Below are 22198 nucleotides of genomic sequence, written 5' to 3'. Positions count from 1 at the left end.
GCCTGACGGAGCGGCGGAAGGCAAAATGGCGGTTTTTCTCAAGGACTGCCGGATCAGTTATGGAAAACGTCTACAAGACCCCGGAAGCGCCCCTGGTGGAAACCCGCGGCGCGAAGCGGGCGCATTTCTTCGTCACCTCGCTGGGCAAGATGAGCGTGCTCTTCCTCGTCACCCTGGGGCTCTACGGCGTGTACTGGATGTACAAGCACTGGAAGGCCCAGCAACCGCAGATGGAGCGGCGGATCAGCCCGGTATGGCGGGCGATCTTCGGCATCTTCTTTTTCCACGCCCTCGCCCGGCGGATCCACCAGGCCCTGCCGGAAGAGCGCCAGACACTATGGAGCCCGAGCAAGGATGCGACCTGGGCGGTGCTGCTGACGGTCGCGGCGAACCTGATCAGCCACCTCACCGACGTGGTCCCCGCGCTGGAGCCCTACTCGCTGCCCTCGCTCCTGCTGCTGCTCACGCCGCTTATCCCGATGCGCAACATCCAGCGCCAGGCCAACCTTGCCAGCGGCGACCCGCAGGGCACGGGCAACGCCGGCTATTCGGGCTACAACCTACTGTTCATCGTGCTCGGCGCGCTCTACTGGCTGCTGATCCTGATCGGTTCCGCGGTGATCCTCTTCGGCTCGTCCCAGGGCTGAGCCGCCTCAGCCGGGAAACGCCCGGCGCAACAGTTCGGGCAGCACCTCGCCGGCCGGACCGACGAGACAGTGCTCGCGCGGATGGCGGGTGCGCACCGGTTGCGGGTTCACATGCACGACGCTGGCACCGTGTTCCAGCGCCAGTCCGGGTATCCGCGCCGCCGGCTGCACCACGCCGGAAGTGCCGACGCTGAGCAACAGGTCGCACTCGCAGGCCGCGGCGAAAGCCTCGCGCAGCGCCGCCTCGGGCAGCGCCTCGCCGAACCAGACCACGCCCGGCCGGACCTGTCCGCCGCAGGCCGGACAACGCGGCGGCTCGATCCGTCGTCCCTCTTCCGGCTCGACCGAATCGGGCAAGGCGTCCCGGTAGGCTGCCGCGCAGGTCGCGCAACGCGGCGCGTGCAGGCTGCCATGCAGGTGAAGGACGTCGCGGCTGCCGGCGCGTTCATGCAGGTCGTCGACGTTCTGGGTGACCAACCGGGTGTCGGCGATCCGTCCGCTCAATGCGGCAATCGCCCGGTGCGCGGGATTCGGCTGGACACCCAGCACCTTCAGGCGGCGCCACTCGTACCAGCCCCAGACCAGCGCGGGATCGTCGGCGAAGGCCGCGGGCGTAGCCAGGGCCGCCGGATCGTAGCGCGCCCAGAGACCGCCAAGGGCATCGCGGAAGGTGGGAATCCCGCTTTCCGCCGACACCCCGGCGCCAGTGAAGATCACCAGGCGGCGGGCGCCGGCGAGCAGTTCGACGACAGCGCGCATCTCGCTCCTCCGCTTACAGCGCGGACAACGCGCGGTATTCGTCCTGGGCATGCTGGTCGGTCATGCCGCTGACGAAATCCTGGAGCATGCGGCAGCGGTGGTAGAACTCCCACTGCCGCTGCAACGGGTCCTCCGCCACACCTTTCATGGCCTCCAGGTAAGCCTTGATCTGCTGGCTCGGCAGGCGCCGAACCAGCAGTTGCGGATGCGGCGCGGCGGCCTGGCGACCTTCGGCGAGGGCCTGGAACTCCTCGGCCGGCAGGCGCAGCAGCGGCGCGTAGAAATCCAGCAGGCCCTGGATGATGCGGTAGCCCTGCAATTCCAGGGTTTCCACCTCCGGATGGCAGAACACCCATTCCATGGCCACGTCCTTGAACGTCTGGACGATGGCGTGCGGCAGGCTGCCGTCCTCCATCAGCGCGCGGCCGAGGGTGCCGGCATGAACCGCTTCGAGGTTGTCGATGAACTGCTGGGCGGCGTGCTGGACCAGCGGGTGGATCATTTTCACCCGCAGGCGGATGAAGAATTCGCTGACCTTGTTGATCGGCTCCCGCTCGGCCTTTTCCAGCGAGTAGTCGACCATCCGCTGGAAGCTCATGTTGTCCGCGTCGCCGGGAATCGGTGCGTCCGGCGAATGGTGGACGGCAAACTTCTTCACCAGCAGATCCGCCAATTGACGGATGTCGAGGATGCCTTTTTCCACCGAGTCTTCGATATCGGCCAGGCAATAGGAGATATCGTCGGCCGCTTCCATGATGTAGGCCACAGGGTGGCGAGTGCCCGGGCGCATGCCGAGGACTTGGCGCAGTTCGTCGACGAAGGCTTCCTCGGAAAGATAGAAGCCCGGCTTCTTGTTCAGGTAGTGGTTCGCCGCTGCCTTGTCCGGCTTCGGCTCGTAGGCCGGACGCACGTACTTGAGCAGGCCGGCGGTCTGCGTGTAGGTGAGGTTCAGGCGCAGCAGCTTCACCACCAGGCGGATGGCCTGGGCGTTGCCTTCGAAATGCTTGAGGTCGGTGAGCATGCGCTGCTGCAACAGGCCGTCGCCCTGGCCCGGCGGTACGCGGCGCTCGAACAGGGCGTCGAGATTGCGTTCGAACCAGTCGTTGATGGCGTACTCGCCGAAATGACCGAACGGCGGATTGCCGACGTCGTGCATCAGGCAGGCCATTTCCACCAGGCTTTCCAGCGCGCCTTCCAGCCCGTCCAGGCCGACCTCCGCGGCACGCGGGCCCAGTTGGCGGAACAGCGTGCGGACGATGAAACGCCCGGTCTGCTGCACTTCCAGGGAATGGGTCAGGCGGCTGCGCACCGCCGCGTTGCGCTCCAGCGGGAAGACCTGGGTCTTCTGCTGCAGGCGCCGCACGGCGGCGGAATTGACGATGCGCCCGCGGTCGCTTTCCAACTGGTAGACGATGTCTTGCAGATCGGTATTCCCGGCATGTCCGTAGGTTTCCCTGTCATGCGGACGCTGGCGGGATATCCGCTCCTTGAAATCCACGGCCCCTGGCATCTGGCGCTGTTCTCCACTCGGTCGGCTGCGAACCCCGAGCCTAGCGCGTGGCGGCGGTTTAACCAAGGTCGCGACAATCCGTCCCACTACCGTTCGCGATCCGCCCTCTTCCCCGGGCGGCGGCAACTGGCAGAATACCCCGCTCGGCACCAGCGACCCCCGCCGCAGAACGGGGGCGCCGCCAATCATGCGTGCGCCCATAGAAACAGGAACGTTCAGGGAGGTTCCGCATGAGCATCACATCCACCGACATCTGCCAGGCCGCCGATGCCCTCAAGGGGTTCGTCGGTTTCAACCGCAAGACCGGCCGCTACATCGTGCGTTTCAGCGAAGACTCCTTCGGCATGGACGTAGCCGACGACAGCATCACGCCCACCAGCGAGTTCGTCTGGAGTTCGGTACGCGACGACGTCATGCGCCTGGGCCGCGAGCAGTTGCAGATCCTGCTGGAACAGAACATCAACGAACGACTGAACATCGGCGAGCCGCTACTGGTCTATCTGCGCCGCCAGGACCTGCCGGAAATCACCGCACAACGCCAGTTGCGCTGAGCGCCGTCGATCGCCGCCCGCGCCGGGCGCTGCGCCACGCATTATGCTGGAAGCGTCCGCCGCCGTCCGGCGTCGCGGACGTCATCGGCCATCCGGCGCGCCACGCAGGTGCTGCGTGGGGAGGTGAACGCCATGAGCAAGGGACTGAACGCGAAGAAGGAAACTCGTAGGAAACCGCTGAAAACCGCCCAGGAGAAACGCCTGGCGAAACGAGCGAAAAAACACGCTCCGGCGGCGCCGCTCGGCACCCCATCGCGGAGCTGAGCCAGGCCGGAGCGGAGCCGCAGGCGCAACCGCTCAATCGTCCGCGGCGGGGTCCAGGTCGGGGAACAGCACCTCGGTGAAGCCGAACTTGCTGAAGTCGGTGATTCGCGAGGGATACAGGCGGCCGATCAGGTGGTCGCACTCGTGCTGCACCACCCGCGCATGGAACCCTTCGACGCTGCGGTCGATCGGCTGTCCCTGCGGGTCCAGGCCCTGGTAGCGGATGCGCCGATGGCGCGATACCGCGCCGCGCAACCCCGGCACCGACAGGCAGCCCTCCCAGCCCTCTTCCATCTCGTCGTCCAGCGGGGTGATCCGCGGGTTCAGCAGGATGGTCGGCGGCACGGCCGGGGCGTCCGGATAGCGCTCGCTGCGCTCGAAACCGAAGATCACCAGTTGCAGGTCGACGCCGATCTGCGGCGCGGCCAGCCCTACCCCGCCGACGTGATGCATGGTTTCGAACATGTCGTCGATCAGCCGTTGCAGCTCCTCGCTGCCGAGCAGTTCGGACGGCACCGGCTGCGCAATGCGCAACAGGCGCTCGTCACCCATCTTGAGGATTTCCCGGATCATGCCGCCCCCTGATAAAGGTCAGTAACGTCCTACATGCTCAGCCAGAAAACCAGACAGGACAAGACGCAAAGAGCTTCCATCTCCGGCAATTGCGTCATTGGTTTGACACCGAACGGCTTTCTTTCCCGGCACATCCGGTAATATTCGCCGCACACCGACTACACTGGCCAGTCGTACCACCCCGCTACGTTTTCCTGGAGGAAACCTTTTTGCCTTCGTTGCCCACCTTGCAGCCCCTCGACCTCTACAGGCGCACCCTGGCCTGCCTGGTCTTGGCGGTTTCCTGCCTGGGCGGCGGAGGCCTGTGGGCGGACGACGCACGGACGTCGGTCGAGCAACGCAGCAACGCGGTCAGCCAGGTTCTGCTGGGCATATTCAGCTACGTGCGCTGGCCGAAGGAACCGGCGGTTCTGCAACTCTGCGTGGTCGGCCCGACCGAGTACGCCGACGGCCTGCTCCGCGGCATGGTGCAGGCCAATGGCAGGCGCGTGCATGCGGAACGCCGCGCGGTGGACAACCCGGACCTCGGCACGCTCTGCAACGTGATCTACCTCGGAGTGGTCGACGAGCGCGAGCGCCAGCAGGTGTTCCACAGCCTGGCCGGGCATCCGGTCCTGTCCATCAGCGAGCGTGGCACCGAATGCAGCGTCGGCAGCATGTTCTGCCTCAACGTCGGCGGTCCGCGCATCACCTTCGAGGCCAATCTCGACTCCATCGCCCGCAGCGGCGTACGCGTGCACCCGAGCGTATTGAAACTGGCAAGGCGGCAGGCCACTCCGTGATGAACCGTCGTCGCTATACGGGTTCCAATCCATCGCTGCGCCGGGTGCTCTATCGCGCGCACCTGGGCGTGGCGCTGGTCGCGGTATTCACCGCCGGGCTGGCAGTGACCCTGGTCGGCCTGCTGACCCTGCGCGCCTACGCGGACCCCAACCAGCAACTGATCGCCCGTTCCATCAGCTATACCGTCGAAGCCGCGGTAGTCTTCGGCGATGCCCAGGCCGCCGAGGAATCCCTGGCGCTGATCGCCTCCAGCGAAGAGGTCTCCAGCGCCATCGTCTACGACCGCCAGGGGCAGCCCCTGGCCAGCTGGCATCGGGAAAGCACCGGGCCGCTGCACCTGCTGGAACAGCAACTGGCGCACTGGCTGCTCAGCGCGCCGACCGAACAACCGATCCTGCACGACGGCCAGAAGATCGGTTCGGTGGAGGTGAAAGGCTCCGGCGGCAGCCTGCTGCGCTTCCTGCTCACCGGTTTCGCCGGCATGGTCCTGTGCCTGCTGCTTACCGCCCTGGGCGCCTTCTACCTGTCACGGCGGCTGGTACGCGGTATCGTCGGCCCGCTCGACCAACTGGCGAAGGTCGCGCATACCGTGCGCCGCGAACGGGATTTCGAGAAGCGCGTACCGGAAGCCGGCATCGCCGAGCTGAGCCAACTGGGCGAGGACTTCAACGCCCTGCTCGACGAACTCGAATCCTGGCAGGCGCGCTTGCAGGACGAGAACGCCTCGCTGGCGCACCAGGCCCACCACGACAGCCTGACCAGCCTGCCCAACCGCGCCTTCTTCGAAGGCCGCCTGAGCCGGGCGCTGCGCGATGCCAGCGAGCACCGCGAGCAATTGGCGGTACTGTTCATCGACAGCGACCGTTTCAAGGAGATCAACGACCGCCTCGGCCATGCCGCCGGCGACACCGTGCTGGTCAACATCGCCATGCGCATCCGTGGGCAGTTGCGCGAAAGCGACCTGGTGGCGCGCCTGGGTGGCGACGAATTCGCCGTGCTGCTCGCGCCGCTGGCGTCCGGCGCCGACGCCCTGCGCATCGCCGACAACATCATCGCCAGCATGCAGGCGCCGATCCGGCTCAGCGACGGCAGCACGGTGAGTACCTCGCTGACCATCGGCATCGCCCTCTATCCCGAGCACGCGGATACCCCGGCGGCGCTGCTCCACGACGCCGACATGGCGATGTACATCGCCAAGCGCCAGGCCCGCGGCAGCCGGCGCCTGGCGGAACTCAACGACCCCCGCATCCTTCAGGAAGAAAAGGAGATAGACAGTGCTACCCCAGAGGCTCCACCCAAGTAGATTGCTCGCCCTCGCCCTGTTCAGCCTTGTGCTGGGTCTGACCGGTTGCCAGACCAAACCGCCGCAGACCGGCCTGAGCGCCGAGCAGATCGCCGTGCTCCAGGAGCAGGGCTTCGAACTCCGCGACGAAGGCTGGGAGTTCGGCATGTCCAGCAAGGTGCTGTTCGGCAACAATCTCGACCGTCTCAATCCCGACAGCCGCAACACCCTGACGAAGATCGCCCACGCCTTGCTCGCGGTAGACATCGACAAGGTCCGCCTGGAAGGCCACACCGACAACTACGGCGACGAAGGCTACAACCAGAAGCTCTCCGAACGGCGCGCCGAATCGGTAGCCGCGGTGTTCCGCGAAGCCGGCATGCCGGCGGCCAACATCGAGGTCCGCGGCCTGGGCATGAGCAAGCCGGTGGCCGATAACAAGACCCGCGCCGGCCGCAGCGAGAACCGCCGCGTCGCCATCATCGTTCCCGCCGAGTAATCCTGCGCTCGCGGGCTGCGTACGGCCCACCCGTACCTGGCCCGTCCATCGCCCGGCCCCGCCGCCACCCCGCTTCCGGCCTATGTTGAAGGAAGAAGCCAGCAGACCGGCGTACCGGCCGCCGCTGCCGCGGATGCTAGACTGAATGCTGCGCAAGAAACCGACAATCCCGGCCGACCTGCCGCTTGCGGGTGCTCCGGGATTCACCGACAGGGGGTATCGACCTTTGCCTGTTCGCCCAAGGAACAGGCCGTCAGACGATGGGAGGCATGCCATGAACCGGCATTACTACATCAGCGACAACCTCGACGAGCTGGAACGGCTCGAAGCCGAACTGGAAGCCAGCGGCATCGCCACCGAGCAGATCCACGTCCTCAGCGAAAAGGACGCGGAGACCGGCCAGCGCCATCTGCACGAAGTCTCTCCGTTCATGAAGAAGGATGTGGTCCGCTCCGGCCGTGTCGGCCTGTTGGTCGGCCTCGTCCTGGCCATCGTCGCCGTGGCCTTCGCCTATGCCAGCGGCTGGACGGAAACCGCCGCCGGCTGAATTCCGGTGATCTTCCTCGGCGCCGTGCTCTGCGCGTTCTGCCTGTGGGAAGGCAGCTTCTTCGGCCTGCAGCGCACCAACCGCGCCTTCCGCCCCTTCGAAGAACGCCTGCACCAGGGGCAGCACCTGTTCTTCGTCGATGTGAAGAACGCCCAGGAGCCGATCCTGGTCAACGTGGTCAGCCACCACCCGCGCCTGCAGGACGCCGGCACCGGCCCCGCGGTCTCTTCGCTGCTGCTGGGCTGGCAGCAACGCTGGCGGCGGTTCCGGCGGATGGTCTGAGCGGCGGGGCCTGCGCACCGCGCAGGTCCTGCGCCGTCCCTCCGGCTGCTAGAATATCCGGCTACCCGCCCGCCATCCCGGCCGGCGCGGCCCGTCAGGAAACTCCATGAAACTCGATAAAGCGGCAGCCATCGCACAGCTCAACCAGGCCTTGGGCATGTCCGTGCTGGATGCCGGCAACACCCTGCTCGCCCGCTTCAACAAGAGCAAGAACGTCTGGTGGTTCGATATTCCGCTCAGCCAACTGAAGGCCGGCAAGTTCCTCAACCTGCTGCTGGCGAACCCGGCCGGCGATGCAGTGGAGCACCTGAAGGTGCCCACCGGTTTCCTTCGCCAGCAGCAGGACAGCCTGGAACTGCGCGACAAGAACGCCCGCCGGCCGACCCTCAGCCTGGAGCTGAGCGCGGACCCCGGCAAGCGCCTGCGCGACGTCCGCCCCGGCGGCGCTGGCCTGGACTTCGCCCCGTTCCTCCAGCCCTGAGCGGAAACCTCAGCGCGGCAGTTCGATGCGTTCCGGGTGGATCAGGATCAGGCCTTTCTTGTAGAGACCGCCGATGGCCTTCTTGAAGGTCCCCTTGCTGACCCCGAAGAGCCGGTGGATATCTTCCGGCGAACTCTTGTCGCTGAGCGGCAGGCTGCCGCCGGCCTCCAGCAGCCGGGCGAGAATCTGCTGGCTCAGCTCGACGGCGGCCTCGGCGCCGACCGGCTGCAGGCTCAGGGCGATCTTGCCGTCCGCGCGCAATTCCTTGATGTAGCCCTGTTCGCGCATGCCGCTGCGGAGGAACTTGAACGCCTCGTTCTTGTGGATCAGGCCCCAGTGCTTGCCCTCGATGATCGCCTTGAAGCCCATCTCGGTACGCTCCACCACCAGCAGGTCGACCGCCTGGCCGACGCTGTAGCGCGGCGGCAGGTTGTCCAACTGCCGGTCCAGGCGCGCGGTGGCGGTGATGCGGTTGGTGCGCTTGTCCAGGTAGACGTAGACCACGCAGTAGTCGCCGACCTGCAACGGACGCTTCTCTTCCGAATGCGGCAGCAGCAGGTCCTTGGGCAGGCCCCAGTCGAGGAACAGGCCGATCCGGTTGATCTCCACGACCTTCAGGCTGGCGAAACCGCCGACCTGGACCTTGGGCGTCTGGGTGGTGGCGATCAGGCGGTCGTCGCTGTCCAGGTAGATGAACACGTTGAGCCAGTCACCCACTTCGCTGGGCTGGTCCTTCGGCACATAGCGCTTGGGCAGGAGGATCTCGCCGTGCTGGGTACCGTCGAGATAGAGCCCGAACTCCGTGTGCTTGACCACCTGCAGTGAATTGAAACGCCCGATGACCGCCATGTTGTCTCCCCCTGTCGAAGGGGCGGCATTCTACCGGGCGCCACGCAGGCGGGCGGAAGTTTTTGCCGGTACGCCGACGCCGCTCATCGCCTTGCCGGCCGTTCGCGCCGAAACATCCTGAACCACGCGGACATTTCCCAAATGCCGACTGTCTACTGGCAGTAAGCACAACGATGTTTCAAAATCGTGAACCCTAAAGACTTTTTTGGAACATCCTTATCAAGGATTCTCGCTGCCGCTCATCAGGAGTTCCTGTGCGTCCACTCAGCCGTTGGCTCTCATCTTGCGGCTCGCTTCTGGCGCTGGCCGCGCTGTTCCTGGTCGTTCCCCTCGCCGGCCGCTACTGGCTCGGCTGGTCGACGCCGTTCGGCTATCTCTCGGACCTGGCCCTCGGCAGCCTGCTGGTGCTGCTCCTGCATCGACGCTCCCTGTGGTTCGCGCTCCCGGTCATGCTGCTCTGGTGCCTGTTCCTGATCGGCAATGCCGAACTGGTCGGCGCGGTCGGGCGCATGCCGGAGCCTTCCGACCTCAAGTACCTGCTGGATCCGCAGTTCGTCAGCAGCTCCACCCAGGGCGGCGGCCTCGCCCACCTGCCACTGGCGCTCGGCCTCGGCGGCGCGACATTGCTTTGCGTGCTGCTCTGGCGTCGCCGCGGTCCGCGCCTGCCGCGCTATGCCTACGCGCTGCCGGCGGCGTTCCTGGCGGCGCATGTCGGCCTGCAATACCTGCGTCCGAGCGATGCCGACCAGTGGCAGCAGTACAACCTGCCGCACAAACTGCTGGCCAGCGCGCTCAGCAGTGGCCAACTGGCGGTCGAAGACTGGCTCGCCGGCGACCGTCCGGACACCCCGCCGGACGTCGCCGGGCTCAACCAGCTCGACCTTTCCGGAACGCCGCTGCTGGCCGGCGGAGGGCGCGCGCGCAACGTCCTGATCGTGGCCATGGAGGGAATCCCCGGCGCATATATCGCCGCCAACCGCGCCGCCATCAACAGCAGCTACCACGAAGCGCCGATGCCCAGGCTGAGTGGCTGGGCCGAACGGGCGATGACCACCCCGGACTACGTGCTGCACAGCCACCAGACTATCCGCGGCCTCTACGCCATGCTCTGCGGCGACTACAGCAAGCTCGACTCGGGCACGCCGAAGGGCGTCGAGCTGCTCAACAACCCGGCCCGGGCCAGGGAGTGCCTGCCCGCCCAGCTGCGCCAGCACGGTTTCAGCACACACTTCCTGCAGGGTGCCGGCCTGCGCTTCATGGCCAAGGACAAGGTCATGCCGCAGATGGGCTTCGACAAGACCCTCGGGCGCGACTGGTTCCGCAACACGTCCTACCTGGAATTTCCCTGGGGCATGGACGACAAGGCCTTCTTCGAGGGCGCCGCGACCTACGTGAAGCAGCTGCGCCAGCAGAAGAAACCCTGGATGCTGACCCTGCTCACCGTCGGCACCCACCAGCCCTACTCGGCGCCTGCCGACTACCTGGCCCGCTACCCGAACGCCAAGCAGGCCGCGGTGGCCTATCTCGACGACGCGATCGGCGCCTTCCTCGCCGACCTGGAGAAACAGGGCGTGTTGCGCGACACCCTGGTGGTGCTCACTTCCGACGAGTCCCACGGTGTCGACCAGGTGCGCCTCGCCTCGGCCTGGGGCTTCAACCTGGTGCTGGCACCGGAACAGGCGGCGCTGCCGCCGATCAAGAGCGGCGTCTACGGCCACGTCGACCTCGCCGCGTCCGTCCTCGACTATTTCGGCTACCGCGTGCCGGCGGGGATTTCCGGGCGCTCGCTGTTCCGCGACTACGCCAGCGGTCGCGAAATGATGTCCTACACCAACGGCATGCTGCGCCACCACGACGGCAAGGCCACCTTCGTCGAGTGCGATTTCCAGCAGGTCTGCCGGCGCTACCGCAGCGAGGGCTTCATCGCCGACGAAGCCGAGTTCCTCGGTCGCTTCAGCGGACGCCAGGCACGCCTGGTCAGCCAGCGCGCCGCCGTCCTCGACCACTCCGTGCAACAGGCCGGCCAGTTGGGCCAGGAGTTCCAGTTCGCCACCCACGAACGCATCCGCCTGAAGCCGGAAACCCACAACGACTGGACCGACAACCTGATCGGCGCGCAATACCTGGAGATGCCGAAGAACAGCAGGACCACGGTCACCCTGAAGATCCGCGCCTTGCAGATGGACCGCAACGGCGCCCGGGTGACGCTGAAGACCAAGGAGTTCGAACGCGACGTTCCCATACCGGTACCGGACATCCCGCGCCTGCTCAAAGGCAAGCCGCTGGACATGAGCTTCACCTTCGACAACCCGGAAGCGCGCAAGGCCTTCTCCTTCCACTTGCTCGCCGAGGGCCGCGGGATCATCGAGATCAGCGACTTCCACGTGGTCACGGCGGCCAACCCGGAACCCGTGGAAAGCCGCAGCCAGGTCGCCGAAGCGGCGAAGGAACAGCCGCTGCTGAGCACCCTGAAAAGCCTGTTCGCCAACCGCCCCGAAACCGAGGAAGCGGAACGCGCGGACGCCCCTCGGGAGCGCACCGTCATCCCCGAGCAGAAGGCCCTGATCCTTTCGCACTGACCGCGCCGGAGCGGCCCGCCCGGCCGCCGCGCGCTCCCCGCTGAACCCAGCGCCGTCGCGGGCGTCGAAGATTCGCAAGCAACCAGGCGAAACGGAGAACGGCATGAAGCACCTGGCATTCCTCGCCCTCGGCGGACTCCTGCTGGCGCCCCTGGCCGAAGCGGCCAGCTTCGATTGCGAAAAGGCTGAGCGAGCGGACGAAAAGGCCATCTGCGCGAACCGGGCGCTGAACGACAAGGACGTCGAGATGAGCGTCAAGTACCACTTCCTCCGCGGCCTGTTCGCCATGGGCGGCCGCGGCGCCATGCAGGACCGGCAGCAGGACTGGCTGCGTGAGCGCCGGCGCTGCGGTGGCGACACCGACTGCCTCTCCCGTGCCTACGCGCAGCGTATCGACGAGCTGGACAAGCAGTACGCGGGCATCGACAAGCCGCTCTGAAGCTAGCGTCCGCCGACGGCGAACTGCAGTTCCGCCAGGCGCGCATAGAGCGGGTTCTCGGCGATCAGACGGGCGTGGCTACCAATCGCCACCAGCCGCCCCTGGTCGATCACCGCGATGCGGTCGGCGCTCTGCACCGTGGCCAGGCGATGGGCGATCACCAGGGTGGTACGTCCGCTCATCAGGCCTGGCAGGGCCTGCTGGATCAGGTGCTCGCTTTCCGCATCCAGGGCGCTGGTCGCCTCGTCGAGCAGCAGCACCGGCGCGTCTACCAGCAACGCCCGGGCGATCGCCAGGCGCTGGCGCTGGCCGCCGGACAGGCCGATGCCGCCCTCGCCCAGGTGGGTGGCGTAGCCCTGCGGCAGACCCAGGATGAACTCGTGGGCATGCGCGGCACGCGCTGCGGCCTCGACCTCGGCGGCGCTGGCATGCGGACGGCCGTAGCGGATGTTTTCCTCGACGCTGCCGAAGAACAGCGCGGGGTTCTGCGACACCAGGGCAAAGCTGCGGCGCAAGTCGGCCGGGTCCAGTTCGACGATCGGCTGTCCGTCCAGCAGCAGCCGTCCCTGCTGCGGATCGAAGAAACGCAGGAGCAGATCGAACAGGGTCGACTTGCCGGCACCGGAAGGTCCGACCAGGGCCAGGGTTTCCCCCGGTTCGACGGCCAGGCTGATGTCGTCGATGGCCCAGTGTTCGGGACGGGTCGGATAGGCGAAGCGCACCGCCTGCAATTCGATCCTCCCGCTCACCCGCGCCGCCAGCTTGCGTGGTTGCGCTGGCGGGCGGATCTCGCTGCGCGCCCTGAGCAGCTCGGCGATGCGCTCTGCGGCGCCGGCGGCGCGCTGCAATTCGCCGATCACCTCGCTGAGGGTGCCGAAGGCCATGCCGACGATCAGGCTGTAGAAGACGAACGCGGCCAGTTCGCCGGCCGAGATGCTGCCGGCGATCACGTCGCGGCCGCCGACCCAGAGCATGATGCCGACTGCGCCGAGCACCAGCACGATCACCACGGTGATCAGCCAGGCACGCTGGGCGATGCGCTTGCGCGCGGTGTCGAAGGCGCGCTCGACGGTGCCGGCGAAGCGCTGGCGATCCTGCGCCTGGTGGTTGTAGGCCTGCACGGTCTTGATCTGGCCGAGGGTCTCACCGACGTAGCTGCCGACGTCGGCCACCCGGTCCTGGCTTTCCCGCGACAGGCTGCGCACGCGGCGGCCGAACAGCAGGATCGGGGCGATCACCAGCGGCAACGCCAGCACCACGATGCTGGTCAGCTTGGCGTTGGTGACGAACATCAGCAGCACCCCGCCGACCAGCATCAGGGCATTGCGCAGGGCCATCGACAGCGAGGAACCGATCACCGTCTGCAGCAGCGTAGTGTCGGCGGTCAGGCGCGACTGGATCTCGGAGCTACGGTTGGTTTCGTAGAAACCGGGATGCAACTCGATCAGGTGGTCGAACACGCGCTTGCGGATATCGGCGACGAAGCGCTCGCCGATCCAGGACACCAGGTAGAAGCGCACGAAGGTGCCCACGGCCAGGCCGAGCACCAGCACGAAGAACAGCAGGATGTAGCGATTGAGCAATTCGGGCGAGGCGGTGAGGAACCCCTGGTCCACCAGCAGGCGGATGCCCTGGCCCAGGGACAGGGTGATCGCCGCGGTGAACAGCAACGCCACCAGGGCCCCGAGCATGCGCCAGCGGTAAGGCGCCATGAAGCGCCAGGCCAGGCGCAGGGCGATACGTTGGCGGGAGGAGAGAATGGCTGGCATGCGGCGCTCGCTCGGCGGCTGGGGTTCCGCAGGTTAGCACCGGGAACGCAGCGAGGCGATGCATGCCCCGGCCGGCAGCGCGATGATATCGACGTATATATCCGGGCAACTTAGCCGATAACTAATCGTGAACTTTTCATTATTCTCGATATAGGCGAGTTAGAGCCCCGGAGAACTTTCTCGCTCAATTAGTGCAAACATTGGAATTCATGCCGGGATGCGCGAAGGAGTTATCCACCTGGCGGTATCCTGCGTCGCCCGGGGTCGGCGGGACATCCAGCCGCGGAGACCTCGAGCAGTTCGCCGCCGGCTCGCCAATGCCGCAGCGCCTCGCTCGGGTATTGCCTAACGGACTTTATAGAAAACAGCAGGTTACGTCCGAAATCTGATCGACAATATTCAAGATGAAATAAAACGCCGCTTCGGTTATAATGAACGGCCATATTTAATGCAGAGACAGGTCCCCGGATATGGCCATCATGAAGAAAACCGTCGCGCCGAAAGCCGCCAAGCCGGCTCCCGCGGTCGAAACCCGCGAATCCATCGAAGCGCAGGTCGCCGCCTTCCTCCAGGCCGGCGGCGAGATCCAGAAGATCGCCAAGGGCGTCAGCGGCCAGGTCTACGGCCCGTCGCGGCAGATCACCATCAGCAAGAAGCGCTGATCGCCCGCCCCTCGCCGGGGACTACGAAGGGGATGGCAGGCCGGCACGCAGATGTGCCACGCTCCATCCCCTTTTTCATTGCCTGAATCCCGAGCCCTTCATGCCTGGCCATCCCGATCCACTGCACGGCGTCACCCTGGAAAAACTGCTCACCGAACTGGTCGCCCACCACGGCTGGGCGGAGCTTGGCAAACGGGTCGACATTCGTTGTTTCAGGAACGACCCGAGCATCAAGTCCAGCCTCGCCTTCCTGCGCAAGACGCCCTGGGCCCGGGAAAAGGTCGAGGCGCTCTACGTCCAGCTCAAGCGCAACCAAGGCTGAAGGCTAGCGCGCCAACCCCAGGCGCAGCAATTGCCCGTCCTTCTGGTCGGTGAGCAGGTAGAGATAGCCGTCCGGGCCCTGCCGCACGTCGCGGATGCGCACCCCGAGATCGCCCAGCAGGCGCTCTTCGTGGACGACCCGGTCGCCATCCAGTTGCAGGCGGATCAGTTCCTGCGTCGCCAGCGCGCCGATGAACAGGTTGTGCTGCCAGGCCGGGAAGCGCTGCGCATCGTAGAACGCCATGCCGCTGATCGCCGGCGACTTCTCCCAGACATGGTGCGGCGCCTCGGTACCGTCGACGGCCTTGCCCCTGGCTTCGGGGATCGGCAGCAGGGTGTAGTTGATTCCATGGGTCGCCAGCGGCCAGCCGTAGTTCCCGCCGGCCTGGGGTATGTTGATCTCGTCGCCGCCGCGCGGGCCGTGCTCGTGGGTCCAGAGCCGGCCGGTCCAGGGATTCAACGCGGCGCCCTGCTGGTTGCGGTGGCCATAGCTCCAGAGCTCCGGCCGCGCGTCTGTACGGCCGACGAAGGGATTGTCCTTGGGAACGCCGCCGTCCGGATACAGGCGGACGATCTTGCCCTGCAACTTGTCCAGGTCCTGCGAGGTGCTGCGCTGGTTGTTCTCGCCGAGGGCGATGAACAGGTGGCCCTTGCCGTCGAAGACCAGGCGCGAGCCGAAGTGATGGCCGCTGGAAAGCTTCGGCAACTGCCGGAAGATCACGTGGAAACCCTCCAGCCGTCGCTTGTCCGCCGATAACCGGCCGCGTCCCGCCGCCGTTCCGGCGCGGCCGTCCTCGCCGGCCTCGGCATAGGTCAGGTAGACCAGCCGGTCCTCGGCGAACCCCGGCGACAAGGCGACGTCGAGCAGGCCCCCCTGGCCGCTGGCGAAGACCCTGGGTACGCCTTCCAGCGGCGCCGACAACTGGCCCTCGGGACTGACGAAACGCAAGCTGCCGGGCCGCTCGGTGACCAACATGCCCTGGTTGTCCGGCAGGAAGGCGACGGCCCAGGGATAGGCCAGACCGCCAACCACCGGGGTGACCTCGACGGCGCCCAGCTCGCTGTCGTGGCGACCGGCGTCCACCGCCTCGGCCGACGGGGCGAGCAGTGCGACAGCGCTCAGCAGGATGGCATTCAAAGACAGGCCCGGCATGCGTTCTCTCCTTCCCCAAGCAAAAACACCACTCTAGTCGCAGATCCGCCGCGCCTGGCGGTCCGCACACGGGCTGTAACAAACCCGCCCCTCAAAGCAAGGCGACCATTTCCTTGAGGGTCACCGCCCAGGTGCCCTTGGCATTGATATAGCGATAGCCGAACCGGGAACCGTGCGCCTCGCTGGTGATCACCGCGTTCCAGGCCTGCCCGCGCGGCAGGTCGTGGGCCGGGTCGAGGAGCAGGAAGGCACGCTCGCTCATGCCGATGGCCAGGCCCCAGTGGCGGATATCGCTGCCCTTGCGGCCGTGGAAACCGAGCACTACCGGAAAGCCGGCCTCCAGGTATTCGCGGGTGTGCCGGACCAACCTGCGCCCCTCGCCCTTGAGGGCGAAATGCTCGGTATCGTTGATCTCGGCCAGCAGCTCCAGCAGGTCGACGCCGGTGGTGCCGACGCGCAGCAGCGGGCCGTGCTGGTCCAGCGCCTTCATCAGGCGCCCGTAGCGACTGCGACTGTCGACCCGCTCCAGGCCCTTGGCCTGGCGCCGGCGCAGTTGACCGCGGACCAGCATCGCCATGACCAGGCAGTAGGGCCCGCAGGCGCCGTCCATGTCGCCCTGGCGCAGATGGACCTTGTCGCCATTGGCGTTGCACAGGCCGCCGCTGCCATCCTCGTCCAGGTCCCATTCCAGGCCATCGATCAGGCGTGACTGCATGAGGGTCTCCTCTCCGGTTTCTTAAGTTGGGACCGAGCGGGCGCCGAATCATTCCTCGGCGCCCATCGCCACAACGAGTAAACTGGCGGTCTTTCATTCCAGTAGCCTCGCCATGACCGACCCGATCCGCCTGTCCAAACGCCTCGCCGAACTCACCGCCTGCTCGCGCCGCGAAGCCGAGCTGTACATCGAGGGCGGCTGGGTCAGCGTCGACGGCGAAGTGATCGAGGAGCCACAGTTCAAGGTGCTCGACCAGCGCGTGGAGCTGCTGCCGGGCGCCCGCGCGGAAACGATCGAACCGGCCACCCTGCTGTTGCACAAGCCGGCCGGCTGGCGCCACGACGATTTCGAAGGTCTGCTCGCCGCGGGGCGGCGCTGGAGCGATGACCCCAGTCCCTTGCGAGCGCTGAAGAAACACTTCGCCCGCCAGCGTCCCACCCTCGCGCTGGACAGCGAGGCTTCCGGGCTGGTGGTGTTCAGCCAGCAGCACGGCGTACTGCGCAAGCTGGTGGACGACGGTGCACGGCTGGAGCAGGAATACCTGGTCGAGGTCGCCGGCGACCTGGCCGCCGGCGGCCTCGAGCGCCTGCGCCACGGCCTCGCCTACCAGGATCGCAGGCTATCGCCGTGCAAGGTCAGCTGGCAGAACGAAAGCCACCTGCGCTTCGCCCTCAAAGACGTGCTGCCCGGCCAGTTGCGCTTCATGTGCGAAAGCGAGGGGCTGGAAGTGCGGAGCATCCGCCGCCTGCGCATCGGCGCGCTGTCGCTGGCCAGGCTACCGCTCGGCGAATGGCGCTACCTCGGCCTCCACGAACGCTTCTGAGCGCTCATTCGCGGCCACGCAGGGCGCGCCCCGGCGACTGCCCGCAGACCCGCCGGTACATGGCGATGAACGCACTGTCGCTGGCGTAGCCCAGGGCGTGGGCGACCTCGGTCACCGAGCGGCCTTCGGCCAGGCGTCTCCGCGCTTCGAACAAGCGAGCCTGGGTTCGCCAGCGAGAGAAACCCAGGCCGGTCTGCTCGGTGAACAGACGCGCCAGGGTCCGCCCGCTGGCGCCGACCTCGCGTCCCCATGCCTCGATGCTCCAGCCCAGCGCGGGTTGCGCCAGCAGCGCCTCGGCCACCTTCAGCGCCCGCGCATCGCGCGGCATCGGCAGGCTCGCGGCGTGTGCCGGGGCGGTCGCCAGTTCATCGAACAGTGCGCGCAACAGCGTCAGGTGCCGCCCTTCCAATTGCAAGTCGGCTGCCCAGCCGGTCATGCGCAGGATCAGTTCGCGCAGTAGCGGCCCGACCTCGAGGACCTGGACGCTGTCCGGCAGCTCGGCGAACGCCGAGGGTTCGAAGTACAGGCTACGGTAGGCGAAGCGCCCGTGAAGGACCGTGCGATGCGGCACGCCGGCCGGCAGCCAGGCGGCCTGGAGCGGCGTCAATTGGCAAATGCGCTCGGCGAAATACAGCGTGACGCTACCGGCCGCCATGTACAGCAACTGCGCGCGCCGGTGGCAATGCCAGTCGCTGCGGTGGCCGGTGCTGTCGACCTCGAGGCCGACCACCGGGCAGCGGGCGAGATCGGGATCCTCGACCCGTTCGTAGGGATAGCGCGGCACCTTGTCCTCTTCGCGATGTTTTCCGTCCTGACCGCAGCATTCTGCCAGGCGCAGGCGACCTAGGCTTGGCTCTTTTTTCCGGAGCCATCATGCCTGACCGTCCTCGCCCTCCCCTGCTGCTGGTGCTCGCCCTGCTAGCCCTGCCGCAAGTCGCCGAAACCATCCTTTCCCCCGCGCTGCCGGCCCTGGCCAGCCACTGGCGACTGGACGACGCTACCAGCCAGTGGACCATGGCGCTGTTCTTCGTCGGTTTCGCCCCCGGCATCTGGCTCTGGGGCTGGCTGGCCGACCGCCTCGGCCGACGCCCGGCTCTGCTCGGCGGGCTCGGCCTGGCGGCCCTGGCGACCTTCGGTGCCTGGGCCAGTACCGACTATTCCTACCTGCTTGCCTGTCGCCTGGTCCAGGGCCTCGGCCTGGCGACCTGCTCGGTGACGGTGCAGGCCAGCCTGCGCGATGTACTGCAAGGCACGGCGTTGATGAGCTATTTCGTCACGCTCGGCGCGGTGCTGGCCTGGTCGCCGGCAGTCGGTCCCCTCGGCGGCCAGTGGCTGGCCGACCTCGGCGGGCATCCGGCGGTGTTCGCCACCCTGGCGGTGCTGCTCGCCTCGCTGGCGGCGCTGGTCGTCCCGGCCTGGCCGGAAACCCGTCCGCTGCTGGCGGGCACGCCCGAGCCCGCGACCCTGGCGATCTTCCGACGGGTCCTGGCCGACCGCCCGCTACAGACGCGCGCACTGCTGGTGGCGGTGCTCAATGTGCTGGTGTTCTCCTTCTACGCCGCCGGGCCGTTCATGGTCGGCGACCTGCCCGGCCTGGGCTTCGGCTGGATCGGCCTGGCCATCGCCATTGCCGGGAGCCTCGGCGCCTTGCTCAACCGACGCCTGCCGCGCACCTGGAACAGCGCTCGCCGGGTACGCTTGGGCCTGGCGCTGGCGGCCGCCGGCGCGACAGCGCAGACGCTGTTGGCCGCCGGCGGATACGCCGAAGGCCTGTACTGGGCCCTGCCAGCCCTGCCGATCTTCATCGGCTTCGGCGTGGCGATTCCCAACCTGCTGGGTCCGGCGCTGCACGCCTACGACGATTGCCGGGGACGCGCCGGAGCCCTGTTCGGGCTCGCCTACTACCTGCTGATCGGCCTCGGACTGGGCGCGTCCACCCTGCTACCGTTCGACCGTCCCTGGCCGCTGGCGGCGTACTGGAGCCTGCTGGGCCTGGTCGCACTGCTGCTGGCCAGGCGGCTGCCGGAATGAAAGCGGCGCCAGGTACGCCCGTGCAAACCGGACGACCGGCCCGGAAAGCCGGATAGGGCGGCCGTCGCGACGCTGCTATGCTGTGATGGCACAGCGCCCACACGGACCCGCAGAACGTGGCCAGAACGACGCTCGAATCGATCCAGCACGCCATCGAGGTGAATTCGTCCCTGGCCCTTCCCATCGCCCTGGAGAATCTCTCGCGTCTGACCCACCTCGCGCTGCTGACCGTCCCCTTCAACCTGATCCACATCCTGGTGTTTTCCCTGAAGGACTTCCGCCCGGACCTCGGCCATCAGCTCTGGCGCCAGGAAATCATGTACGCCCATGGCGCCATGGCCCTGCTCTTCGGCGGCATCGGCCTGCTCGCGCTATGGCTGCGCCGCCAGCCACCCAAGCTGTGGCGCATGCGCCTGCTGATCCTGCTGGGCGGCGCAGGGATCATAGGCTTCGGCGTCGCCATCGCCTGCATCGACCAGCGCATCACCAGCAACATCACGCCGCTGCTGCTGGCCTGTTTCGCCTGCGCCATGTTCATCCTGATCCGCCCGGCCTACGCCGTGCCTTTCTACGGCCTGGCCATGCTGGTCTTCCAACTGGCGATGGGCTACGCCCAGGCCGACCCGCAACTGCGCCTGTCGAACCAGGCCAACGGCCTCACCGCGTTCGGCCTCGGCCTGCTGCTGTCGCTGATCCTCTGGCACGGGCACGTGCGCAACCTGCGCCAGCAACGCAAGCTGGAGTTGCAGCGGCAGGAGCTGGAGGAGAAGAATCGCCAGTTGGAGTACCTGGCCGGTCACGACCCGCTGACCGGCCTGTTCAATCGTCGCGAATTCGACCAGCTGGTGCTCATGGAACTCGCACGCATCGCTCGCCAACCGCAGCCGCTGAGCCTGCTGATGGTCGACCTGGATCACTTCAAGTACATCAACGACCGCTATGGGCACCCCTTCGGCGACGAGGTCATTCGCCATGCCGCCAACCTGCTGCGCGGCAATACCCGTAGCAGCGACAGCGTGGCGCGCCTGGGCGGGGAAGAATTCCTCCTGCTCCTGCCCGACACCGCCGAGCAGCAGGCTCGCAGCCTTGCGGAAAAACTCCGCGAACGCCTCGAAGGTACCCCGCTGGCGACGCAGGACGGCGTGCTCTGCCTGACCGCCAGCTTCGGCGTGGCCAGCCTCGACGGAGGCGGCCAGGCCAGCTACGAGCAGCTCTACAGCGCCGCCGACCAGGCTCTCTACCGGGCCAAGAGCAGCGGTCGCAACCGGGTGGAAGTGATTCGCCTGGCCAGCCTCGCGGAAAGCCTGCGGTAACAATTGATCGGCCGGCCCTGACGAGCGGTCGGTCAGCCGCCCGAACCTTGGTTAAGATGGTCCGTGGCGCTCTAGCTCGCCGCTCTTCCTGCCCTTCCGACCTGCCCGACCTCGCCCGGCCCCATGCCGCGGCCTTGCCGTTGGCGTCGTGCGGGAAGACCGGCGCAGCGCCGTTGTCCGCATTACCAGGGGAGAACCATGCTCAAGCACCTGCTCGTGCTCACCTGCGCCCTGCTCGCCAGTTCCTCGGCCCTGGCCCAGGTGATGGCCCGCGACCTGGGCGATTTCGAACTCAAGCTGGCCACCAGTCCGACCCGCAGCATGGCCCAGGGCCTGGTCACCCCGGGCAGCTCCGGCAGTTTCCACGGCGGCCTCGACCTAAGCCACGAAAGTGGCTGGTACATCGGCAACTGGACCTCCAACCTCGACCCCGGCAAGCCCACCGAGATCGACTCCTACGCCGGCTTCAAGCGCCCGCTGAACAACCGCCTGGGCTACGAAATGGGCCTGATCCGCTACAGCCGCCCGGAGCAGCCGGCCAACGACGCAGCCGAACTCTACGGCGGCCTGTCGATCTTCGGCAGCCGGCTCGGCGCGGCCCTGAGCAGCGACCCGGGGCGCAACGACACCACCCTGTTCGCCGACCTCGGGGTCAACCCGCCGTTCGGTTTCGACGTCACCCTGAAGTACGGCAACCATCGCCTGGACAACCCGGCGAGCCTCAGCGGCGGGGGCTACGTGAGCGTCTTCAACGACTGGTCGGTGAACCTCTCGCGGCCCTGGCTGGGCATCGACCTGAACCTGTCCTACAGCGGCACCAGCCTGACCGGCAGCGATTGCAGCGCCTACTCGGGACACAACAGCTACTGCGACACCACGTTCATGCTGAAGGCGTCGCGTCCGTTCTTCTGAGTCGTCAGTCGTCCTGGCGGCGGGTACGCTGGGCGAGTTCGTCGAGCTGTTTCTGCTCGCGCTTGTCCTCGGCCTGGCGCGCCTCTTCCAGGTAGCGCTCGACCAGCTTGCGCAGCCCTTCCAGGCGGGCGTATCTCTCCTGCCAGTTGAGCCGCGCCTTGTCCACCGCCTCGCGGTGCCAGGTCACGCTGTTGGCCTGCTGGGCGACGGCGGTCTCCAGTTGCGAGAGGAAGCGCTGGTAGTTCATCAGCCACTGGCCGCTGACGCCCTTCTGGCCCTGGCTGATCCATTGCTGCTGGTAGTCGTTGCGGTAGCGTTCCAGCTCCGCCAGCTTCTGCTGTGCCGCGAGCAATTGCTGCTGGCACCTGCCCAGCTGGGTCGCGGCATCCCGCTCGGCCTTGCTGGCCATGTCCACCACCGGCGCCAGCCGCGCCGCGCGCTTCTCCATGCCTCA

General features: G+C 67.0%; 24 protein-coding genes and 1 pseudogene. 16 read left to right on the top strand and 9 right to left on the bottom strand.

Annotated elements, in window-relative coordinates; all coding sequences use genetic code 11:
* The first annotated feature begins 59 nt into the window (after window positions 1–59).
* Window positions 60–647 carry a DUF4234 domain-containing protein gene (locus LT948_RS02385; RefSeq protein WP_003109103.1) on the top strand — a complete coding sequence of 196 codons (588 nt, stop codon included), beginning with the start codon at window positions 60–62 and terminating at the stop codon, window positions 645–647.
* Window positions 648–653: 6 nt separating this feature from the next.
* Here LT948_RS02385 and LT948_RS02380 read toward each other — a convergent pair whose 3' ends face one another.
* Window positions 654–1406 carry an SIR2 family NAD-dependent protein deacylase gene (locus LT948_RS02380; RefSeq protein ID WP_003086499.1) on the bottom strand — a complete coding sequence of 251 codons (753 nt, stop codon included), beginning with the start codon at window positions 1404–1406 and terminating at the stop codon, window positions 654–656.
* Between the two features lie 13 nt (window positions 1407–1419).
* Window positions 1420–2916 carry a dGTPase gene (dgt, locus tag LT948_RS02375; RefSeq protein ID WP_003109104.1) on the bottom strand — a complete coding sequence of 499 codons (1497 nt, stop codon included), beginning with the start codon at window positions 2914–2916 and terminating at the stop codon, window positions 1420–1422.
* Between the two features lie 230 nt (window positions 2917–3146).
* Between dgt and LT948_RS02370 the strand changes: the two genes are divergently transcribed.
* The gene (locus LT948_RS02370; RefSeq protein WP_003082265.1) at window positions 3147–3467 is read left to right on the top strand and encodes a DUF2025 family protein; all 321 of its coding nucleotides are present in this window, start codon (window positions 3147–3149) and stop codon (window positions 3465–3467) included.
* Between the two features lie 132 nt (window positions 3468–3599).
* A complete protein-coding gene (locus LT948_RS33135) occupies window positions 3600–3731 on the top strand; it encodes a hypothetical protein (RefSeq protein WP_003086493.1) in 132 nt (43 codons plus the stop codon).
* Between the two features lie 33 nt (window positions 3732–3764).
* On the opposite strand, the gene def is transcribed toward LT948_RS33135, so the two are convergent.
* Complete coding sequence (gene def, locus LT948_RS02365; protein WP_003086490.1) at window positions 3765–4304, bottom strand: peptide deformylase; 540 nt, start codon at window positions 4302–4304, stop codon at window positions 3765–3767.
* Window positions 4305–4513: 209 nt separating this feature from the next.
* On the opposite strand from def, the gene yfiR reads away from it, so the two are divergent.
* The 5 genes and pseudogenes from yfiR (at window position 4514) to LT948_RS02340 (ending at window position 8178) form a co-directional block, all read left to right on the top strand.
* The gene (gene yfiR / locus LT948_RS02360; RefSeq protein ID WP_003086488.1) at window positions 4514–5086 is read left to right on the top strand and encodes a diguanylate cyclase inhibitor YfiR; all 573 of its coding nucleotides are present in this window, start codon (window positions 4514–4516) and stop codon (window positions 5084–5086) included.
* Window positions 5086–6390 carry a diguanylate cyclase TpbB gene (gene tpbB / locus LT948_RS02355; RefSeq protein ID WP_003109105.1) on the top strand — a complete coding sequence of 435 codons (1305 nt, stop codon included), beginning with the start codon at window positions 5086–5088 and terminating at the stop codon, window positions 6388–6390. The genes yfiR and tpbB overlap by 1 nt, the downstream gene beginning before the upstream one ends.
* Window positions 6362–6868, top strand: coding sequence for an OmpA family protein (locus LT948_RS02350; protein WP_003145479.1), 507 nt, complete (start codon window positions 6362–6364; stop codon window positions 6866–6868). The genes tpbB and LT948_RS02350 overlap by 29 nt, the downstream gene beginning before the upstream one ends.
* Before the next feature lie 274 nt (window positions 6869–7142).
* Window positions 7143–7697 (top strand): annotated as a pseudogene (locus tag LT948_RS02345) (magnesium transporter).
* A 106-nt stretch (window positions 7698–7803) separates the two neighbouring features.
* Window positions 7804–8178: a hypothetical protein gene (locus LT948_RS02340; RefSeq protein ID WP_003082252.1), complete on the top strand. Its 375-nt coding sequence runs from the start codon at window positions 7804–7806 to the stop codon at window positions 8176–8178.
* A gap of 9 nt (window positions 8179–8187) precedes the next feature.
* Here the strand turns inward: LT948_RS02340 and LT948_RS02335 are convergent, their stop codons facing one another.
* Window positions 8188–9027, bottom strand: a complete 840-nt coding sequence (locus LT948_RS02335) for a CvfB family protein (protein WP_003082250.1) — start codon at window positions 9025–9027, stop codon at window positions 8188–8190.
* Between the two features lie 254 nt (window positions 9028–9281).
* Between LT948_RS02335 and LT948_RS02330 the strand changes: the two genes are divergently transcribed.
* A complete protein-coding gene (locus tag LT948_RS02330; protein ID WP_003109109.1) occupies window positions 9282–11606 on the top strand; it encodes an LTA synthase family protein in 2325 nt (774 codons plus the stop codon).
* A 103-nt stretch (window positions 11607–11709) separates the two neighbouring features.
* Entirely contained in the window at window positions 11710–12045 is a 336-nt protein-coding gene (locus tag LT948_RS02325) for a lysozyme inhibitor LprI family protein (protein ID WP_003086480.1), read from the top strand.
* A gap of 2 nt (window positions 12046–12047) precedes the next feature.
* Here LT948_RS02325 and hcuC read toward each other — a convergent pair whose 3' ends face one another.
* Window positions 12048–13814 (bottom strand): hydrophobic compound transporter HcuC, encoded by a 1767-nt coding sequence (hcuC, locus tag LT948_RS02320; protein ID WP_003086478.1) that lies wholly within the window; start codon window positions 13812–13814, stop codon window positions 12048–12050.
* Window positions 13815–14284: 470 nt separating this feature from the next.
* Here hcuC and LT948_RS02315 point away from each other — a divergent pair, with 470 nt between their 5' ends.
* A complete protein-coding gene (locus LT948_RS02315; protein WP_003109112.1) occupies window positions 14285–14476 on the top strand; it encodes a hypothetical protein in 192 nt (63 codons plus the stop codon).
* 100 nt (window positions 14477–14576) lie between these two features.
* On the top strand, window positions 14577–14798 hold the full coding sequence (locus LT948_RS02310) for a VF530 family DNA-binding protein (protein ID WP_003082243.1): 222 nt from the start codon (window positions 14577–14579) through the stop codon (window positions 14796–14798).
* Between the two features lie 3 nt (window positions 14799–14801).
* Here the strand turns inward: LT948_RS02310 and hcuB are convergent, their stop codons facing one another.
* Both hcuB and hcuA read right to left on the bottom strand, forming a co-directional pair.
* On the bottom strand, window positions 14802–15950 hold the full coding sequence (gene hcuB / locus LT948_RS02305; protein WP_023092121.1) for a hydrophobic compound transporter HcuB: 1149 nt from the start codon (window positions 15948–15950) through the stop codon (window positions 14802–14804).
* 91 nt (window positions 15951–16041) lie between these two features.
* Complete coding sequence (hcuA, locus tag LT948_RS02300; RefSeq protein ID WP_003086467.1) at window positions 16042–16665, bottom strand: hydrophobic compound transporter HcuA; 624 nt, start codon at window positions 16663–16665, stop codon at window positions 16042–16044.
* A gap of 112 nt (window positions 16666–16777) precedes the next feature.
* On the opposite strand from hcuA, the gene LT948_RS02295 reads away from it, so the two are divergent.
* Window positions 16778–17488: an rRNA pseudouridine synthase gene (locus LT948_RS02295; RefSeq protein ID WP_023092122.1), complete on the top strand. Its 711-nt coding sequence runs from the start codon at window positions 16778–16780 to the stop codon at window positions 17486–17488.
* Between the two features lie 4 nt (window positions 17489–17492).
* Here LT948_RS02295 and LT948_RS02290 read toward each other — a convergent pair whose 3' ends face one another.
* On the bottom strand, window positions 17493–18272 hold the full coding sequence (locus LT948_RS02290) for an AraC family transcriptional regulator (RefSeq protein ID WP_023092123.1): 780 nt from the start codon (window positions 18270–18272) through the stop codon (window positions 17493–17495).
* Between the two features lie 89 nt (window positions 18273–18361).
* On the opposite strand from LT948_RS02290, the gene LT948_RS02285 reads away from it, so the two are divergent.
* The 3 genes from LT948_RS02285 (at window position 18362) to LT948_RS02275 (ending at window position 21744) form a co-directional block, all read left to right on the top strand.
* Window positions 18362–19519 carry a multidrug effflux MFS transporter gene (locus tag LT948_RS02285; RefSeq protein WP_023092124.1) on the top strand — a complete coding sequence of 386 codons (1158 nt, stop codon included), beginning with the start codon at window positions 18362–18364 and terminating at the stop codon, window positions 19517–19519.
* Window positions 19520–19635: 116 nt separating this feature from the next.
* Window positions 19636–20832, top strand: coding sequence for a diguanylate cyclase RoeA (roeA, locus tag LT948_RS02280; RefSeq protein WP_003086463.1), 1197 nt, complete (start codon window positions 19636–19638; stop codon window positions 20830–20832).
* A 198-nt stretch (window positions 20833–21030) separates the two neighbouring features.
* A complete protein-coding gene (locus tag LT948_RS02275; protein WP_003086461.1) occupies window positions 21031–21744 on the top strand; it encodes a TorF family putative porin in 714 nt (237 codons plus the stop codon).
* Window positions 21745–21748: 4 nt separating this feature from the next.
* On the opposite strand, the gene fliJ is transcribed toward LT948_RS02275, so the two are convergent.
* The gene (gene fliJ / locus LT948_RS02270) at window positions 21749–22192 is read right to left on the bottom strand and encodes a flagellar export protein FliJ (protein ID WP_003082220.1); all 444 of its coding nucleotides are present in this window, start codon (window positions 22190–22192) and stop codon (window positions 21749–21751) included.
* Between the last annotated feature and the right edge of the window lie 6 nt (window positions 22193–22198).

Source organism: Pseudomonas sp. CP-1, from assembly GCF_021213715.1.
Taxonomy (GTDB): Bacteria; Pseudomonadota; Gammaproteobacteria; order Pseudomonadales; family Pseudomonadaceae; genus Pseudomonas; species Pseudomonas aeruginosa.
The sequence above is the reverse complement of the archived record's forward strand: the minus strand, read 5'-3'. Positions and strand labels throughout refer to the sequence as shown.

Excerpts from the sequence above, each read along its gene's own strand:
- fliJ (WP_003082220.1), bottom strand. The coding sequence starts at position 22,192 with ATGGAGAAGCGCGCGGCGCGGCTGGCGCCGGTGGTGGACATGGCCAGC.
- LT948_RS02335 (WP_003082250.1), bottom strand. The coding sequence starts at position 9,027 with ATGGCGGTCATCGGGCGTTTCAATTCACTGCAGGTGGTCAAGCACACG.
- LT948_RS02310 (WP_003082243.1), top strand. The coding sequence starts at position 14,577 with ATGCCTGGCCATCCCGATCCACTGCACGGCGTCACCCTGGAAAAACTG.
- hcuC (WP_003086478.1), bottom strand. The coding sequence starts at position 13,814 with ATGCCAGCCATTCTCTCCTCCCGCCAACGTATCGCCCTGCGCCTGGCC.
- LT948_RS02285 (WP_023092124.1), top strand. The coding sequence starts at position 18,362 with ATGCCTGACCGTCCTCGCCCTCCCCTGCTGCTGGTGCTCGCCCTGCTA.
- LT948_RS02325 (WP_003086480.1), top strand. The coding sequence starts at position 11,710 with ATGAAGCACCTGGCATTCCTCGCCCTCGGCGGACTCCTGCTGGCGCCC.
- LT948_RS02380 (WP_003086499.1), bottom strand. The coding sequence starts at position 1,406 with ATGCGCGCTGTCGTCGAACTGCTCGCCGGCGCCCGCCGCCTGGTGATC.
- LT948_RS02385 (WP_003109103.1), top strand. The coding sequence starts at position 60 with ATGGAAAACGTCTACAAGACCCCGGAAGCGCCCCTGGTGGAAACCCGC.
- LT948_RS02275 (WP_003086461.1), top strand. The coding sequence starts at position 21,031 with ATGCTCAAGCACCTGCTCGTGCTCACCTGCGCCCTGCTCGCCAGTTCC.
- LT948_RS02370 (WP_003082265.1), top strand. The coding sequence starts at position 3,147 with ATGAGCATCACATCCACCGACATCTGCCAGGCCGCCGATGCCCTCAAG.
- def (WP_003086490.1), bottom strand. The coding sequence starts at position 4,304 with ATGATCCGGGAAATCCTCAAGATGGGTGACGAGCGCCTGTTGCGCATT.
- LT948_RS02340 (WP_003082252.1), top strand. The coding sequence starts at position 7,804 with ATGAAACTCGATAAAGCGGCAGCCATCGCACAGCTCAACCAGGCCTTG.
- hcuA (WP_003086467.1), bottom strand. The coding sequence starts at position 16,665 with ATGCAGTCACGCCTGATCGATGGCCTGGAATGGGACCTGGACGAGGAT.
- LT948_RS02315 (WP_003109112.1), top strand. The coding sequence starts at position 14,285 with ATGGCCATCATGAAGAAAACCGTCGCGCCGAAAGCCGCCAAGCCGGCT.
- dgt (WP_003109104.1), bottom strand. The coding sequence starts at position 2,916 with ATGCCAGGGGCCGTGGATTTCAAGGAGCGGATATCCCGCCAGCGTCCG.
- LT948_RS02295 (WP_023092122.1), top strand. The coding sequence starts at position 16,778 with ATGACCGACCCGATCCGCCTGTCCAAACGCCTCGCCGAACTCACCGCC.
- LT948_RS33135 (WP_003086493.1), top strand. The coding sequence starts at position 3,600 with ATGAGCAAGGGACTGAACGCGAAGAAGGAAACTCGTAGGAAACCGCTG.
- tpbB (WP_003109105.1), top strand. The coding sequence starts at position 5,086 with ATGAACCGTCGTCGCTATACGGGTTCCAATCCATCGCTGCGCCGGGTG.
- hcuB (WP_023092121.1), bottom strand. The coding sequence starts at position 15,950 with ATGCCGGGCCTGTCTTTGAATGCCATCCTGCTGAGCGCTGTCGCACTG.